Origin of the sequence: Fusicatenibacter saccharivorans, from assembly GCF_015557635.1 — a bacterium.
Lineage (GTDB): Bacteria > Bacillota > Clostridia > Lachnospirales > Lachnospiraceae > Fusicatenibacter > Fusicatenibacter saccharivorans.
The window spans coordinates 1-17264 of sequence record NZ_JADNOP010000029.1 but is presented as its reverse complement, the minus strand read 5'-3'; the positions used below and the strand labels follow the sequence as shown (position 1 = coordinate 17264).

Below are 17264 nucleotides of genomic sequence, written 5' to 3'. Positions count from 1 at the left end.
CCCTTTGGGGCGAGCAGTAACAATAGCCCTTTGGAGGGCTAATAATAAACCACCAGTTGAACTGGTGGTTGCTAACTTTGAAAACCAAGGCTGCGGAGAGAAATATCCCCCTTCCTGTTTGCTTGGCTGAGTGTTTGAAAGCAGCAAAGGAAACTTCGACTTCGGAGTACGTGGTTTCAAACCGGGATGGCGAACCGCTGTCCTACACGCAGTTTAAGCGACTTTGGCAGTATATTGTTACGAGGACGGTCAAGGAGCGGAGCTATTATCGGTATGAAGATGGAAAAAGAGTAAAGCATACTGTCACACCTGTCTTGGGAGAAAAGGCTGCTCATAACGGAAAAGTGGTTTACAGTCTGGACTTTGAAGTAACACCCCATCAGCTGCGGCATACTTACATTACCAATCTCATTCATGCATCGGTAGATCCCAAAACGGTTCAATACCTGGCAGGCCATGAAAGCAGCAAGATTACCATGGACATTTATGCAAAGGTTAAGTACAACAGACCAGATGAGCTGGTCAGATCAATGAACTGTGCGTTTGCAAGCTGGGATGCAGCACAGTAATAACAAATAGGAAATGAAGAAGGAGCGAGGCAAGGATGTCTCGCTCTTTGTTTTACCTCAGCCGTATCTTTGATTAAATCGGGGCTTTCTGATAAAAAGAGAGTGTAGATACGGAGACTACACATTATCAAGAAAGGACGATCAAAGATGGCAAAAAAGAAAACACAGATCCCGAAGTACGGGACCATTACATTGAAAGGAATCCAGTATTACAGAACCAGGATTACGGATGCAGATGGCAAAGAGTTGAGTTTGTATGCCGCAACTTGTGAAGAATTGTATGAGAAGCAGTTAGAGGCCCGGAAGCAGGTGGAAGAAATTATCTTTCACCGGCAGCACCCGACAGTAGCCGAGTATGGCGAGAAGTGGCTGCTGATGCAGTCGGCAAAGGTGTCTGCGTCTACACTCAGAGGTTATACGAGGGATATGACAAACTATATCATCAAACCTCTGGGAGAGATGTATATGGAAGAAGTGACTGCTGACGATATTCGGCTGGCGCTTGTTCCATTGTCAAAGAAATCGGAAGGCTTATACAATAAGGTCAATATGCTACTCAAGTGCATTTTTTATGCGGCAGAGAGAAACCAAATTCTTGAACACAATCCCTGTGCGGGAATATCCGGTAAAGGCGGAAAACCGACAAAAAAGAAGGAGGCATTGACAGATCAGCAGGTAGCCGTGCTTCTGGATACAGTCAAGGGACTTCCTCCATATTTGTTTATTATGCTCGGTTTGTATTCCGGTCTGCGTCGGGAAGAAATTCTTGCACTGCAATGGGATTGTGTATTTCTGGACGAGGATACACCTTATCTATCGGTGAGGCGGGCATGGCGTACAGAGCATAACAGACCCGTGATTTCTACGGTGCTAAAGACTCCGGCGGCAAAAAGGGATATTCCGATACCGAAGTGTTTGGTGGATTGTCTGAGAGAAACGAAAGAAAATTCCATATCAGATTATGTGATTGCTGACAGCAAAGGGGAGCCGCTGGCTGCTTCGCAGTTTCAAAGAGTGTGGCAGTATGTCGTTGTCCGCTCCACTAAGCCCCGGAACTATTATAAGTATGTGAATGGGCAGAGCATCAAATACACGGTTACCCCAACGCTGGGCATGACCCAGAAAAATCAACCCAAAATCAGATATACGCTGGACTTTGATGTAACCCCGCATCAGCTGCGGCACACTTACATTACCAATCTTCTCTATGCTGGTGTTGATCCAAAGACCGTCCAATACCTTGCCGGACACGAAAACAGCAAAACAACTATGGACATCTATGCAAAAGTGAAGTACAATAAACCAGAGGAGCTGTTTGGGGTAGTAAATGGTGCGTTTCATCAGGCTATTGCTGAATGAAAAAATGCCGTTTTTTATGGTCCGCACACCGGATAACTGAGAGGCAGAAAGCCGGAAAATCCCGGAGTATCAAGGGAAAACAGCTCAAAAACTCGCGCAATACGGTCTCAAAGCAGCTCGTCGCGCTCCGCAGTTCAGCAAGCGATAATCGACTGCTCAGACTATATCAAAAGGTTTACAAAACCCCGGAAAATCAAGGCTTAATAGTGACAAGTAACTATTTTGTCGCAGAGAACGGTGTGACCCGAAGGTCACGCCGTTTTTCTGTGTTCATAGGTTGTTTGCGTGATGATAGGCTCGGAAATAACGGGAATATCTACATCGTCCACGAAGTTGAAGAAAATCTTCACTTTCTGCTTGCGCTTGCCGCTGGATTTGTCCGGGGCATAGACGATGATTTTCTTGATATACTCGTTCACGATGGTCTGTGTCAGCTCCTCCACATCCACATATTTCTGTGTCAGGGCGATAAAGGCATCCAGACCGTCGTTCATTTCTTCCCGCTGTTCCACCCATTCTTCGATAACTTCAATTTCGAGCTTTAACCGTTCCTGCTCCGCTTCATAGTCCGCAGACATCTTTCTGTATCTGTCCTGATTGAGATTTCCAAGAACATAGTCCTCGTACAGCCGGGCGATGATGACATCCAGATCGGCAAGGCGTTTCTTTGCCTGTTCCAGCTTCTTTTTGTCATCCCGGATGCTGCGCTCCTGGTCAGTCCTGCGGCATTGCAGCCATTCCTCCTGAAAACCGTCCACATCGCTTCGGATATACTCATTGACTGCCCGGATGCGTTCCAGAACGATTTCACGAAGCACATCTTCCCGGATATAGTGGGCAGTACAAGTACCACGGTTGCTCTTGTAGTTGTTGCAGACGTAGTGATCCTGCTTGCCCTCAAAGCTTTTGCTTGTGGCAAAGTGGAGCTTGCCGCCGCAATCGGCACAAAACAGAAGCCCGGAGAACAATCCCTGCCGTTCCGCTTTTGCGGGGCGGCGTTTGTTTTTCCTCAGTTCCTGCACCCTGTCAAACTGTGCCTGAGATACAATCGCTTCCTGTGTGTCCGGCAGATAAAACATATTCTCCGGCTCATTGGGAATCCGCTTTTTCAGCTTGTAGGACTTGGAATAAGTCTTGAAGTTGCAGGTACAGCCTGTGTACTCCTGCCGTTCCAAAATCCCTGCAATGGACTGGTTGCCCCAGTGGTACGGTCTTTCCGGCATCGGCTTTTTCTTTCGCTTGGCATAGAGTGCCTTTGCGGTCATAATCTGCTTTTCTTCCAGAATCCTTGCAATCTGCTCCGGGCCTTTGCCGTCAATGCAAAGGTCGAAGATGAGCTTGACTACCGGAGCCGCTTCTTCATCCAGAATCCAGTGATCCTTGTCCTCCGGGTCACAGCGGTATCCGTAGGGCGGTTTGCCCATGTGCTTCCCACTGGTTCCTCTCTGCCGCAAACTGACACGGACTTTCTTGCTGGTATCACGGGGATACCACTCGTTGAACAGATTACGGATTGCGGCGAAGCCCTCGCTGTCTCCCCGGTTGCTGTCTACGCCATCATTTATAGCGATAAAGCGGACATCATAACTCGGAAAGATAATATCCGTATATTGTCCAACAGTCAGATAGTCACGACCAAAGCGGCTGAGGTCTTTGACCAGCCAGCAGCCCACAAGCCCCTGCTTGACAAGCTCAAAGCCTTCCTGCACACCGGGACGATTGAAGTTCGTCCCCGTATAACCGTCATCCACCAGAATTTTCAGGTTTGTATACCCGTGGTCACGGGCATATCGGGTTAAATACTCTCTCTGATTTGCGATACTGTTACTCTCGCCTTCCTGGGCATCCTCGTTGCTCAGACGGCAATAGAGAATGGTAATTTTCTGCTGATCCAACATAATATCCTCCTTCGGTGGTTGGTCAGCCGACAGTACCGTTGTGCATATTGGAATTATATCATGCTTTTGTGTCGCAGTCATTAACAAATCACCCCCTTGTCAGAAAAAATGAGCCGTTTTACCTTGTCGGTAAGTGGCTCATTTCCATCACACTCCGTTTCAATCACATACCATGTGTTTCCGATCTTGCACTCAATGGTTTTGCAGAAAGAGGACTGTGCCGCTTCCCAACGCTTGCGGCATTCTTCCAGAAAATCAATAGGCGGCTCAAAAATCGGATCGAAGCAGGAGCAAATATCAATATAGCCGATGGCATCGTTGATTTCTTCCATCGGGGCATCTTCCATAATCATCTTGTTAATTTCATCTACGGTTTTCTTCATAGGCAAATAGTTCCTTTCTTAAATTTCCATGTCCTGTCCACGATTGCGGGCAGGGTGTTTGTGTTCATACAGTTCCTTTCCCCTGGCGAGGATGGCATTGATAAAAGCCCAGACCTTTTCAGATGCAATCTCAATCGCATCCAGGAAAGGCTGGGCTTTCTGTTTCAGCTCCTCATAGTCTTTGTTCAGTTTTTCAAAACGGTCTTTCCATATCTTTGCGTTTTTATCTGCCTGCTCGAATTTCTGCTTGTATTTCAGCTTCTCAGACTTTTCCGCAAAGCTGCTGACCGCATAATCCTTTAGCGTGCGGCACTCATCCGCCGTCATGGTAACATTTCCCGTAATGGGATTTTTCTTGCCCATCGACTCAATCTCATGTGCAGTCATAGCAACAGACTTAGCAGCCTGAGTTTCCTTTTTCAGAGCTTCCAGTTTCTTTTTCTGCTTCTCCGTGGCAGCTTTGGCATCCGCTAAGCTCTGCTCGGCCTGTGCCACCTGTCCGGTCACAGCTTCCAAACGCTGCTGTTCGGCCTGTACCTTGAACTGTGTCACCGTCAGATGTTCTTCGGTGCTGCCACATTCTCCACGCTCTACATCGGTATAACCAGCGTTTCGCATGAAATTGAAAAAGTCATCCTGCAGCACACTGTAGGACGACTTCAAAATCTTTTTCCCTTTTGCGTTCAACATAGGATTTCCGTTTTCATCAAGAACGGGTTTGGATTCCCACTTCTTACTGCGGCTGACCTGTGTGATCGTTTCCTTTACCGTTCCCCGGAGGGATTCATCCTTGCATCGCTTCGACCACAGGATTTGTTTCTCCACCACCGGGATATAAACCACATGAAGGTGATAGTGGTACACATCCTCACCCAGAGCTTCCGACATTGCCCGGTTGCGCTCGTCGGCATGCATTACAGCGGAGAGGATATACTGCTCACCGCCCACGATCTCCACGGCGGCTTTATAGGCATCGGCATAAAACTGTTTTGCAAACTCATAGCCGCCGTGGTTGTAGAAATAAGCGGAGTTCACATCGAAAACCAACTCGCCATATTTGACGGCATCCGGTTTCAGCCCTCTGGTGGAGATGATCTTGTCCTGCTCCATCTGCTCAAACATTTTTACATAATCGTCAGTGGGAGACTTGAAGTGAACATTCAGCGCAGTACGTTCCGGCACGATGTCCACATTGGAATAACGGTCTTTTTCACGCTCATTGTGTTCCTGTACTTTTGTCACATCATCCGGAGTTTCCAAGTCCTGATTTCTGGCTAAGGTACGATCAATTCCATCATTTCTTGCCATAGATTTTTGTCCTTTCTTTAAGATTTGCAGACAGCGGAGGGCTGAGGAACGGCACTTTTTCAAAGTGTAATAACCCACTATTACACTTTCATCCATGCTGGCTACAAAGTGCCGTGGGCTCTCCGAGGGCTCTCCCGAGGGGGAATGCGGTCACTGCGGTGACCTCTGCTGACCAAGGCAAAATGTCTGCGCCTTTTACCTTGGTCAGCCCGTCTGCATGAAGCTGTTCTGCGGAACATTTCTTGCAGACGATGGCAGCGAAAACCGTATCTTTCACTGCCTGTCCATGGGCAGCACTGCGGTGCGCCTATGGGGACGGGAGATGCGGAGGGCTGTTGCCGGGGTATCACTTCTCCCGTCTTTTCTGCCATACGATGTCGTAACCAAGCACAGCGGCAAGCTCCAATACTTCCTTGTATCGTATACTTTCCCGCTGTAATTTTGCGGACAGGTTGGAAACGCTGTCGCTCCAACCGTACTCGTCCGAGAGCAGGTCAACAACTTCCTGCATGGTCATCCCGGCACGGATGATCTGTGCCTTTATTTCGTTGCGTATATTCATATTGATAAAATCCTCCATAATTCAGTTCATGTGTCGGTGCAACCTCTGCGCTCCAAGGTGGAGTGGATGCACCGAACAGTGAAAAATCTGCAATCTCCGAAATCCGTTCAGAATTTCGCTTGTGATGTCCTGTCCATATATGACCATATCCCACTTTGCCGTTTTGTGTGGTTTGGTCTGGAACAGTGAAAACACCCATTGTTCCGTGAACAGGGTACACGGTTCAGAGAAGCACGATTTCGTGAAATAGTTTCGTCCTGCGGTCAAAAACTTTGCTGTTTCCATTACCATTGATTTTTAATGCCCGAAAACAGGTCAGCTTTGAAAGCTGCTGTTTCCTATAACGGAAGAAAACAGGGGTAAATGCTGCGTACATACGTACAGAGCATGACTGGCAAAATCAATCCCGCCAGTCCTCCGGTACGTACGTACACGGCGAAACATCGTAAAATCCATTTATATGAGGTCTTGCCACAGCTTCCACGCCCATAAAGCCCCACACCCGCCGTCCGGCAGAGTTGGTGATGTTGTTGCAATGCTCCAGATTGAATCTCCCGGCATTGGCAATCATGGCATCGCTGAATCTACGGGCTTTCAGCGGTGCAAGGGAGTTTTCCTCACACCACATCCGGTAGATTTCATAGAAATCCTTAGAGCTGATGGAAGCATCCGCTTTCAATCGGATGTATCCCTCCGACTCCATGAAATCAAAGATATTGTTGTTGTCACGCTTGACCGCTTCCCGGTTTTCCCGGATACGGTCACTCTCCGTAAACTTAAAGTTGTTGGCAACAAGCCGCTGTAAGCCTTCAAATGCCCACAGGAAGATACCCTCGGCTTCAGCTTTCATCTTCTCTGCAAGGTCAGGATCATCGGCTCTGTCCATGGGCTTTTCTTTGGTGGTCAGCACAAGCTGTCTGCGGTAAAAACCATCGCTGCGATCATATAGGGCTTGCAGATCACCATTGCTGAATGCCAGCAACCGGGCAAACATCCAGCCCTGATAACTCTGCTTGCCCTTGCGTTCCAAGTCCATTTTGCCCTGTGCAGTCACGATGGATTTTACATAGTTGGTCTGACGCAGAGCTTCCATCCGCATATCATCATCCACGCACAGCAGGATGTGTTCCAGATCGGCACGGGCAAAACGGTTTTCAGAAATCTTCCCGATGCTGCCGTCTTTCATATTCGTGCCGAAGATGGTGGACAGCACCGCACCGATTTGAGATTTACCCTCGCCACCGTTGCCTTTAATCACCATCATGCGCTGCCCCTTGTTGGAGGGAATCAGGCAATAGCCGATAAACTCCTGCAAAGTTGGAATGTCCTCGGCGTAAAGCAACCCATCCAGAAAGTTCAGCCAGATCACCGGTGCAGGAGCATCGGGATTATAGCCGACAGGCAGACGGCTTCGCACGATAGCCGGTCTGCCTTCGGTGAAAGTGCCGTTCAAGAGCAGCGTACCGTTGGCAACATGGATGCGATCCTGCTCCGGAGGGAAGTCAGACACCTGCGCTTCCAGTTTCAGCACTTCCAGAATGTTGGTGATCTTCCGTGGGATGTTGTTCACGGCACAAAATTTCAGCTTGTCGTAAATCTCCCCACGCAGAGGAAGGTCATCCGTCACTCGACCATCGGGCGTGAAAAAAGCTCCGTTTGCGAAGATGATTCTGCGCTCATGCAGAAATTCTTCACAAAACAGAGCTTCGTTGATGTTCTGCCCGTCAAACCAGACAGGAAAATTCATATTAGGCGTTTTCCGGTTCTTCGCCACGGTGCGCCACCTCCTTTTTCTTTCGTGCGGTATACTCTTGCAGAAAAGCAATTTTGTCGTCCTGCATCAGCTTGTCCACCAATGCCACCCGTTCTTCCAGATCACCCACCGTCAGCACATCTGCCATATATTCGATATAGCAGTGCATCTGGCAGGCTTCCACAAAACGGTCATCCAGAGCATCTTCCGGTGTCTTGGGTGCGTATCGTATTTTCCAATCTTCCAGCAGATGCAGATAATCCGTCAGCACCCGGAAACACAGCATTTCATTCTCCCGGAACTGACGGATATAGGGACGCTTTGGCTTGACCATAGCTGCGGCAGTGGGCGGTTTCGGGTCAAGCCCGAAGTCCGCAGCCAGCTTTTGCGCTGCTTCATAACTGCTCAGATCGAACAGTCTTGCCACAAGGTCGATTACATCCCCCTTGGCTCCGCAGCCGAAGCAGAAGAAATAATCCTCGTTCAGCTTCAAGCTCGGATGCCTGTCGTTGTGGAACGGGCAGCAAGCCATACCATTGCGGTTGACATTCAGCCCGTAGTGTTTTGCGGCTTGCTTTACGCTGATTGCCGCCTTGATGATTTCATAGATTGTCATAGAAAAACCTCCGTTCATAGTATTTAGAAAGCACGAAACACCCGCCGTGATTGGCAGGGGTTTGGCTCCTTCTACTATGGTTATGCCGGATTTTTCAAAAAACAGGCTAATCGGAGGACAACCCCGTTTCAAAAAACAGGACAACTTATGGATAGATGTAGATTTCTTTACATTAGCATGATAGAATTAAGAAAATGAAAAAACAGGACAGGAGGGGCAAGCATGAACCAAGAACTGATGACATTGGATTTTTGGCAGGATACGGTCATATATGAGGGAAAAACACTTCCTGTCGGCGCTCTTGCCTGTGATGCGCTGAATGTCCCTGCGGATACCATCGCAAAGATGAACGAGCAATGCGAGAAAATCAATCTGCTGCTTGGAATATTAAACGCCGGACAGGATGCTTCTGCACTCTGTCCTATTGCAACGGAAGCTGCTCTGACGATGCTTGATATTCTCAGTCAAACACCGCCGTTCTCCTATATGAATATCTCAAAGCACAGAGAACGGATTGAAAAAGTCTTTACTGTGGACAATGCGCTGAAATATGTGGAGTTTGCCATAAAAGCCGCAACCAATTCTTTGCAATTTGAAGAAATCCAGAACTTTGCCGATGCGATGATGCTCCAACGTTATACCGCAGTTTTCGGGCATCTGGCATACTCCCTTGGGGAATACCAAACGGCCATGCTTGATTTTGCAGAAAAATCAGACGGCAATGAAGCAGAACGCACCGCAGAGGGTTTTGCAAAAATGTTCGGCGACTATTTTCCGCCGGAGTTCTCTATCACGGAGGGCAATGCCTGGATGTCTACTTTGAATAATTCCGTTCAGTATATATCGGTCATCCGTCCCGGCGAAAAAGTTGCGAAGCTGGTCAAGCGGATGCACTATGTATCCTTTGTAGGGATGTTCCGGTCTGATCTTTTTGAGGGCTTATGTGTTGGTCATGCCCCGAAAAAATGCAAAATCTGCGGCAAGTGGTTCCTCACCACCAACGCAAGGCACACCAAATACTGCGGCGGCTATGCACCGGGGGACAAGCTGCACCGCACTTGCCGACAGATCGGCAACCTGAAAGGCAGAGAACAACGGGAGCTTGCGGACGATCATCCGGTGAAACAGATTTATGAGAAACGGCTGAACACCATAAACCGCTATGTGAAGCGTGGTACTCTGGACGCTGATCTTGCAGAGGTTATGAAAAAGCTGGCAAAGGATAAAATGCTTCGAGCGCTGAGCAATGTCGCCTATGCCAAAGGTGATTACGAAAAAGAGATGGGACAGGCTGCTTTGAAGAAAGAAGCAAAATTACGGACGAAATGAGGAATATGTAATGGCACAGAAATATGATTTAACTGATATTGGGAATGCGCTTAGCCGGGTTATGGACAATCCTATGACCAAAATAATCCGTTCTGGCTCTATTGGTGTGTTGGGCGTAGTAAACCCAGTTGCGGGAATTGTAGGCGGAATAGGAAATGATCTTCTATCTGAATACAATACCTTCAAACTCGGCCATCTACTGAACGGTCTTGCATCTGGCTTTAATCTCGAAAGAAGATTGAACGAGCTTTACAACTATGTAAACTCCAGCCCGGAAAAGGCTATTATCGTAGCCAATCTGTTCAAACAAACCGTAAATGCAGAATGCCCAAAGGTTTGCGTTATTTATGGTCTAATTCTTGCAAACCATTTAGAAACACTTACAGAATTCACGCACGAAGAATTGATTGTCTGTAAAGCTTTGGAAAACGCTACGGATTATGATCTGAAGAATTTCAAAGAAATAATGGAGAACTATCTTAAGCCAACATCAAATGGAAGAAGAATTGTATTTCCAAAAGACTTTGCAGATATTGCTGCTTTCACCACCACATGCGATTGGTGTGTATATAATAGAATCTTTGTTTCTCGCACAGCAGAGTGGGGTGAAATGGAAGAAGGCATTTTGGATATGAGCACGTACTATTACGAGGCAAATCCTGCATCTGTTCTTCTGGATAATATAAATGCTGCAAGACAAACTTGGAATTATGGTTAATTATTCCCGCTGATTACTTAGAAGGGAGGTGCGCTATGCTAAATGATTTTTCGTGGAACATGACCGGATACATACCGAAGCACCAAGTTAATCCACACGGTGACGGCATCATCCCCTATGTGGCAGAGCGCATCTTCCAACTGGAACCGGAACCGCCAGCGGTGGACAGTCTGAATGAATATATCCTGTCTGCTTTGCGGGAAAAGAATTTGCTATATTTTTCGTTCTTTCTGCACCACTACGAAACGCAGCTCAACAAGCGCATCAAAGGCTTTCTCAGTGTGGACGGCGGCAATCTGTACGACACAGACCGATTTATCGATATAAAGATCTCCTGCCGGGAGCAAATGCTCCAAAAGCTGATGGACTATGATCCTGCCAAGGGTGCGGAGTATGCTACATACATCTATCCGTTCATCTGGGATTCTATGCTCCGTTTCCGCATGGGCGAAGAAAAATGGTCGGTATCCTCTCTGACCAATTACAAAATGGTGCGATCAATGGCGTGGCTGTACCATAACACCAAAGATGCGGTCAACCAGTTTTCCAAGAAGTATAACTGCGACCTTGCTCTTGCGGAAGAATATCTGAAAGTTGTCCGTGGAATCCGCAACCAGCAGCCGTTCTATATAACGGACGAGGACGGCGAGGAAACAGGCGAGGATATAGCCCTTGACGATAGCTGGAACTATACCGACATCCTCTGGAACGGCATACAAGCAGAAAAGGTACAGCGGGCATTTGAGAAGCTGAATTACCGGGAACAGACCTTGCTCGAAAAACGGTTAGCAATCTGTATGACCTGCGGGCGAGTTGGCTCATGGAAGAACCGCCCCACTTTTGAAGAATTGGCGATTATGTTTGAGGGCAGCACAGCCAGCGGTGCAGAGCGAGCCTACCGGAAAGCGGTGGACAAACTGACAGAACTGCTGGTTGCCGAAGGTGCGCTCCATGCTGTCCGGCTGAAACAGAAAACCAAAACCAAGCGCAAAAAGAAAATCGCCGCCGCAATCTACGAATATCAAGCAGACTGCGACGGCGAATGGGGCGAAATTTCAGTTGATTTTGAGAACGGCACAGCAGAGATTATCCGACTTGCTGATTGGGATACAATTAAAACGAACTGGTTTGCCAAGGAGGCGATCCGGTATATTTTATCATTGTCGCCTGATGCTCTTACAAAATATATGCTCGTCCCCCTTGAGCCGCCACTTATATCTTGAATCCTTACAACCACTGTAAGTGGTATTTGCTGTGTTCCCATGCTATCATTTTATTACAAATGATAGGAGGTATTCACATGAAACCCATTTTGAATATTGAAAATTTAACAAAAATCTATGGCAATGTGCCAAGTCAAACAAAGGCACTGAATGGGATCACCTTCCAGGTGATGCCGGGAGAGTTTCTCGGCATTATGGGAAGCAGCGGTTCCGGTAAATCCACACTGCTCAATTGTATTGCGACTGTGATTCAACCCACAGGTGGAAGCATTCAGGTGGAAGGCGATACTCTGCAATCCCTCAAGGGAAAGGCTCTTGCAGAGTACCGTGGCAAAAAAGTTGGTTATCTATTCCAGAACTTTGAATTGCTGGACAACCTGACTGGCAGGGAAAACATCCTGCTCCCGACTTCCTTGCATGGGGTATCCGAAGCAGAAAGCAGCCAGCGGCTGAAGCAGTTGGCTGACTATCTGGAAATCACTGATGTTCTGGATAAGTTTCCGTCCAAGATGTCCGGCGGCCAGCGTCAGCGTGTTGCGGCAGCAAGGGCTCTGATCTTACATCCCCAAATGATCCTTGCCGATGAACCGACGGGTGCGCTGGATTCTAAGAACGCAAGAAGTCTTATGGAGAAGCTGTCCGGCCTGAATCGTGACGAACAAGCTACGATCCTGATGGTAACCCATGATTCCAATGCCGCCAGCTTTTGCAAGCGCATTCTGTTCATCCAGGACGGCGTGATCTTTCATGAGCTTCGGCGTGGAGACGAAAGCCAGCAGGAGTTCTACGGGCGCATCCTGAAGGTGATGGCGCAACTGGGAGGGGGCAGCGCAAATGTTCTCTAATCTCATTCTTCGGAACAGCCACCGCAGCCGAAAGGAAAACGGTCTGTTTTTCAGCTCCCTGGTGATTTCTATTGTTGCCTTTTACATGATTCTTTCCATCTCCACTCAAGATGTGATGCTCTTTTTGCAGAAAATGGAGAGTGACGCAGTTGACAAACTCCTGCTTCTGATTCCTGCGTTTTATGGGATGACCCTCGGTATTCTGTTCTTTTTGATCTATTTTGCCTGCAAGTATCAGTTCGAGCGCAGACGGCATGAGTTTGGTGTTTATCTAATGTTGGGGATGCGTAGAAGTAAACTGTTTGGTATGCTTCTGGCGGAAGATTTCCTGACCAGTATTCTTGCCATGCTCATAGGCTTACCTGTGGCTGTGGTGCTTTCAGAAATTGTCAGTCTTGTCACCGCCAAGCTGGTAGGCATGGGGATCATCGGTCATCAGTTTTCTTTATCCTGGTCTGCAATTGAATGGACGCTGGCAGGATTTCTGGCAATTAAGCTGACGGCACTTCTGATTTTGAGTGGACGAATCAGCCGCCAGGAGATCGGTACTTTGCTATCCCAGCCAACGAACCGCCCCAAAAAGCAAATGCCATCTGTTATCTATGGACTGGCTGCTATATGCGGAAGTGTGATGTTGGCAGTGGCTTACTACATGGCGATTCAGGGAATTGCATGGACAAAGGTAAGTATGATGGGACTGACTTTGCTGTTGGGCATAGTTGGTACGATGCTGCTTTTCTATGGGATGCGTGCGCTGATTGCTTTGATTGTTAAGAAAGGAAAAGGAAATAAGCAGCTTCATGTATTTACCTTCCGGCAGATTCAGGAGAATGTTATTCATCAGTCAACCTCCATGGCCATCAGCTCCCTGCTGATTCTGGCGGCGCTGTGTTGTTTTGGTGCGGGCGTAGGAATTGCAGGAACGAATAGCCTGTCTTCTGGCCATGTAATCGACTATACTTTTGAAGATCATACTGCAGAAGATTCATCGCAGGTTCTTCCGAATATAAAGGCAGCCCTGAAAGAAAACGGTTTGGAAAATCAATTTTCAGAGCTTTTTGAAATGAGGGTTGGGCGTATTCGCACCACAGAAGATTATGATAATGCCTACAGCATGGACGCTGTTATGGACTCTCTTCGGAGCCTGCCCCAGTCGGAAGACCGGGATGTCCTTCTGAACAATCTTGGTTATGCCACATACCCATATTTGATTTGTTTATCGGACTATAATCGTTTGTTGGAATTGTCCGGCAAACCGGCTCTCCAATTAGGCGAAAAGGAGGCCGCTGTCTATATTGATACAGAGTTTACTACGGTAAGTCGTACCGCAATGCTGAACCAAGTATTGGCCGGACAGCCCAAGGTGGAACTGGATGGTAGTCCGATTCATCTTACAGGAGAGGTTCAGTCTGTGAATTTGGTCACGGACCGTTCTATAACCTTGTCCTTTGCATTGATTCTTCCGGATGAAGCATTCCTATATTATAGCCAGGGAATGTATGATACCTATGTCAATGCGGTGCTCAGTGAGCAGGCTCTGGATGGAAATAGCCTTATGACTGCATATTTGGATTTGAACGAGAAGCTGGACGAAACTGGCATTGAATATGAAAGCTATCTTCAGAATATAGGTCGTCAGCTTTTCTACACCATAGCATCCAGTTATATTACCCTCTATCTTGCGATTGTTTTCCTGGTAGTTGCCAACACCATCGTGGGTGTTCAGTTCCTGATGAGTCAGCAGAAAACCGGGCGCAGATACCAGACCCTGATCCGCCTGGGAGCTACTTACGAAACCCTTTGCCAGTCTGCTGGAAAGCAAATTACCTGGTTTATGGGACTTCCTGTATTGGTTGCGGCTGTCAGCAGTCTGTTTGGAGTCAGGGCGTTATTTACAGGGATACTCTCGTCCCGAACCCGTGGGACAGTGTCTGAAATGCTGCTTGTATCTGCTGCTATGATTTTACTACTTTGCGTGATAGAATATATTTATATGAGAGTGGTCAAGCGCTCCAGTGATCGGTATTTGCTGACACTGATGCAGCCGCAGAGAGAAGAATAATTTGGAAGGAGGTGCTGTCATGAAAAGAATTGCTGTTGTGGAAGATGAAGTCTATATGCGGGAAGAACTCTGCGATATGCTCCAAAAGGACGGCTATCTTGTGGAGGCAATTACCGAGTTTGAAGATGCCGCTCGGCTCTTGGCAGCCCTCCGCCCTGACCTTGTGATCTTAGACCTGAACTTGCCGGAGATCAGTGGCTTTCAAATCTGCCAGGAGCTAAAGAATAAAACTGCTATCCCCGTCCTGGTGCTGACTTCCAGAGATCAGGTAAAGGATGAACTGCAAGCGTTCCAGTTGGGTGCCGATGAATATTTGACGAAGCCGTGCAGAAAAGATCGACTTCTTGCCAGGGTATCCAATATTCTCAAAAGGTATGAAGGCCGTACCAATCTCATAGAGGGACCAGATTTCCTGTTAGACCAGCAGACCTACACGCTTTATATTCATAATACCTCTGTGGTGCTTCCAAAAAATCAGGGAAAACTGTTGGTCGCTCTTTTGTCCGGCGGCGATGCTCTGGTCACGACGGAGCAGCTTTGCATGGCACTATGGGGAACCACGGAATACATAGATGAAAATGCCTTGCAGGTTAACCTAACCCGGCTGAAAAAAACGATGTCCGCCCTTGAAATGAAGCAGCGAATCGTTGCAGTTCGAGGAATGGGCTACCGTTTGGAAGCGGAGGTGTCTCTATGAAGCAGCTTTGGCACATGATAGAACGGTACTACCCCTGGCTTCTGTTGCTGCTGGGCGTGGATTGCTTTTGCGCTGTCATTCTTTGGATTTCTGACATTCAGGTATTTCAAACCTTGATCGGGTTAGTAGTTCTGACGAGCATCCTTTTGTTTTCAGCGATTCTGTTTGTACTAAACAAGAGGGAGAACACCCACATGGAACTGTTCCGAGATTTCCTCAGTGATCCTACCATCTGCAATGAAGAACGGCTGCTCAGTGCCATTAGTCAGAAAGAAGGAGAATCTGTCCGATTTTTGGCTTCGGTTTTACGGGAATACAAAAACGAGAGTAACAATATGGCGGATGCCCTACGGGACTATGAAGAATACGTGGAGGGCTGGGCACATGAAGCGAAAACGCCCCTATCGTTGCTGACCATGCTCTTGGATAACCGGAACGATGAAATCTCTCCTTCCCTGCAAGCAAAGCTGGATTATGTCCGCAGTCAGCTTCAGGAGGATGTCACGCAGATGCTGTACTATGCCCGGTTGAAGAGCAGTACAAAGGATTACCGATTTGAGGATGTCAATTTGAATGACTGCTTGGGTGAAGTTCTGGAGGACTATGCCCCACTTCTTGAAGAGAAGCATTTTGTCATTCTCAACAAACTGCAATCTGAAACAGTCTATACAGACCGTAGAGGACTTCAGTTTATGTTGGGACAAATCGTTAGCAATGCCATCAAATATAGCAGCGATAGTCCCATGCTTACAATTTCCGTGATACATTCGGAGACTGCAGATATCCTTTCTGTTGAAGATAACGGCATTGGCGTAAAAAAATATAATCTGCCGTACATTTTTCAAAAGGGCTTTACCGGGGATTCTACTGACAGCAGAAAGAAGGCTACCGGTATGGGACTTTACCTGGTTAAGAAGATGGCCGACGATCTAAATCTTCATCTGGAAGCAGCTTCCCAGTGGGGAAAGAGCTTCAAGATTGTCATCTTCTTTCCTAAATTGAGATCCAACGGAGGGAAATAATATAAACAGAAAAACGCCCGCAGGATTTTCTCCTGCGGGCAGCGTGTTGTCAGCTATCCCAAGGCTTGTATTCTGTTACAGTTTTCAAATAGGTTTCGGGATCGCCGTTCAAGATAAGGTCTGCATACTCCAAAGGAGCGTTGTAGATCAAATAATCCAGCTCTGACCGCTGATACATATTGTCAGCAATCTCGTTCTCAACGACGATAGTGTCAATCGCAATCATACTGCCGTCGCTGAATTTCACTTCCACACAGCAATTATCCATATTGTAGGCACAAGATATTAAGGTTTTCATGGTATGTCCTCCATAATTCGTAATATAAAGCGAAAATCCCGTCTGACTTTCTGTTAGAAATCAGACGGGATTTGTCCGTATGCACCCCGGAAACCGTCAGCTAACAGTTGATAAGTAAATTAGTTCCTTATCACTGTTAAGCCAAGGTTTTCCGGGCTTTTGCTATATCTAAACGGGCTGATATGGTTTGACCAAATTTGGCAAAACGAGAGCGGATTTCACCCAATTTTTAGTGGTTAAATATAGGACAACCGGCAAAAATGGGGTCAAAAAACGGCCTTAGTGGTTAAAAAATAGGACAACCAGAGAGCAATTTCGGGGGTATTTTTGAGGGTGATTTGGCACTCTCAGACACCGGATTTTTCGCTGGAGGGTTTGGCATAATCTGACCAAATCTGAACAATTAAATACGATTCTAATGCAGGCACTCAGTAACAAATAACTGGGTGCTTTTTTGTTTCAGAGATTCCGGCATTAGAAAGGGCCGTCACTTTATGATTTTGAAGTGGCGGCTTTTTCTATTTCCAGAAACAACAGCAACAATTAGAAATGAGGTGAAGTCATGAACACACAAATCATCGCCATCGCCAACCAGAAAGGCGGCGTTGGCAAAACAACAACC

Annotated in this window: 15 protein-coding genes and 1 pseudogene; 9 read left to right on the top strand and 7 right to left on the bottom strand. The window is 47.3% G+C overall.

Annotation, left to right across the window (positions count from 1 at the left end; translation table 11 throughout):
* Positions 1 to 77: 77 nt before the first annotated feature.
* Positions 78 to 569 (top strand): annotated as a pseudogene (locus I2G42_RS15895) (tyrosine-type recombinase/integrase); the annotation flags it as partial.
* A gap of 147 nt (positions 570 to 716) precedes the next feature.
* Positions 717 to 1928 (top strand): tyrosine-type recombinase/integrase, encoded by a 1212-nt coding sequence (locus I2G42_RS15890; RefSeq protein ID WP_003526283.1) that lies wholly within the window; start codon positions 717 to 719, stop codon positions 1926 to 1928.
* A gap of 251 nt (positions 1929 to 2179) precedes the next feature.
* Here the strand turns inward: I2G42_RS15890 and I2G42_RS15885 are convergent, their stop codons facing one another.
* The 6 genes from I2G42_RS15885 to I2G42_RS15860 all read right to left on the bottom strand — a co-directional run bounded on the left by I2G42_RS15885 (position 2180) and on the right by I2G42_RS15860 (position 8448).
* Positions 2180 to 3826 carry a recombinase family protein gene (locus I2G42_RS15885; protein WP_199572093.1) on the bottom strand — a complete coding sequence of 549 codons (1647 nt, stop codon included), beginning with the start codon at positions 3824 to 3826 and terminating at the stop codon, positions 2180 to 2182.
* Positions 3827 to 3906: 80 nt separating this feature from the next.
* The gene (locus I2G42_RS15880) at positions 3907 to 4209 is read right to left on the bottom strand and encodes a hypothetical protein (RefSeq protein ID WP_033121834.1); all 303 of its coding nucleotides are present in this window, start codon (positions 4207 to 4209) and stop codon (positions 3907 to 3909) included.
* Positions 4210 to 4227: 18 nt separating this feature from the next.
* Positions 4228 to 5517, bottom strand: coding sequence for a plasmid recombination protein (locus I2G42_RS15875; protein ID WP_033121833.1), 1290 nt, complete (start codon positions 5515 to 5517; stop codon positions 4228 to 4230).
* Positions 5518 to 5863: 346 nt separating this feature from the next.
* Entirely contained in the window at positions 5864 to 6079 is a 216-nt protein-coding gene (locus I2G42_RS15870) for a type 2 periplasmic-binding domain-containing protein (protein WP_055228675.1), read from the bottom strand.
* Positions 6080 to 6479: 400 nt separating this feature from the next.
* Positions 6480 to 7826, bottom strand: a complete 1347-nt coding sequence (locus I2G42_RS15865; protein WP_033121514.1) for a DNA primase family protein — start codon at positions 7824 to 7826, stop codon at positions 6480 to 6482.
* Between the two features lies 1 nt (position 7827).
* Positions 7828 to 8448 carry a CHC2 zinc finger domain-containing protein gene (locus tag I2G42_RS15860; protein WP_033121509.1) on the bottom strand — a complete coding sequence of 207 codons (621 nt, stop codon included), beginning with the start codon at positions 8446 to 8448 and terminating at the stop codon, positions 7828 to 7830.
* Positions 8449 to 8670: 222 nt separating this feature from the next.
* On the opposite strand from I2G42_RS15860, the gene I2G42_RS15855 reads away from it, so the two are divergent.
* From I2G42_RS15855 to I2G42_RS15825, 7 genes are all read left to right on the top strand, one after another.
* Positions 8671 to 9777 carry a DUF6076 domain-containing protein gene (locus I2G42_RS15855; RefSeq protein WP_033121508.1) on the top strand — a complete coding sequence of 369 codons (1107 nt, stop codon included), beginning with the start codon at positions 8671 to 8673 and terminating at the stop codon, positions 9775 to 9777.
* A 10-nt stretch (positions 9778 to 9787) separates the two neighbouring features.
* Positions 9788 to 10495 carry a hypothetical protein gene (locus tag I2G42_RS15850; RefSeq protein ID WP_055228676.1) on the top strand — a complete coding sequence of 236 codons (708 nt, stop codon included), beginning with the start codon at positions 9788 to 9790 and terminating at the stop codon, positions 10493 to 10495.
* 35 nt (positions 10496 to 10530) lie between these two features.
* Positions 10531 to 11718 (top strand): sigma-70 family RNA polymerase sigma factor, encoded by a 1188-nt coding sequence (locus I2G42_RS15845; RefSeq protein ID WP_033121506.1) that lies wholly within the window; start codon positions 10531 to 10533, stop codon positions 11716 to 11718.
* Between the two features lie 77 nt (positions 11719 to 11795).
* A complete protein-coding gene (locus tag I2G42_RS15840) occupies positions 11796 to 12563 on the top strand; it encodes an ABC transporter ATP-binding protein (RefSeq protein ID WP_033121505.1) in 768 nt (255 codons plus the stop codon).
* Positions 12553 to 14625: an ABC transporter permease gene (locus I2G42_RS15835; RefSeq protein ID WP_055228677.1), complete on the top strand. Its 2073-nt coding sequence runs from the start codon at positions 12553 to 12555 to the stop codon at positions 14623 to 14625. The genes I2G42_RS15840 and I2G42_RS15835 overlap by 11 nt, the downstream gene beginning before the upstream one ends.
* Before the next feature lie 19 nt (positions 14626 to 14644).
* Positions 14645 to 15322 (top strand): response regulator transcription factor, encoded by a 678-nt coding sequence (locus tag I2G42_RS15830; RefSeq protein WP_055228678.1) that lies wholly within the window; start codon positions 14645 to 14647, stop codon positions 15320 to 15322.
* Positions 15319 to 16344, top strand: a complete 1026-nt coding sequence (locus I2G42_RS15825) for a sensor histidine kinase (protein ID WP_055228679.1) — start codon at positions 15319 to 15321, stop codon at positions 16342 to 16344. The genes I2G42_RS15830 and I2G42_RS15825 overlap by 4 nt, the downstream gene beginning before the upstream one ends.
* 49 nt (positions 16345 to 16393) lie before the next feature.
* On the opposite strand, the gene I2G42_RS15820 is transcribed toward I2G42_RS15825, so the two are convergent.
* Entirely contained in the window at positions 16394 to 16642 is a 249-nt protein-coding gene (locus tag I2G42_RS15820; protein WP_033121501.1) for a DUF6061 family protein, read from the bottom strand.
* Between the last annotated feature and the right edge of the window lie 622 nt (positions 16643 to 17264).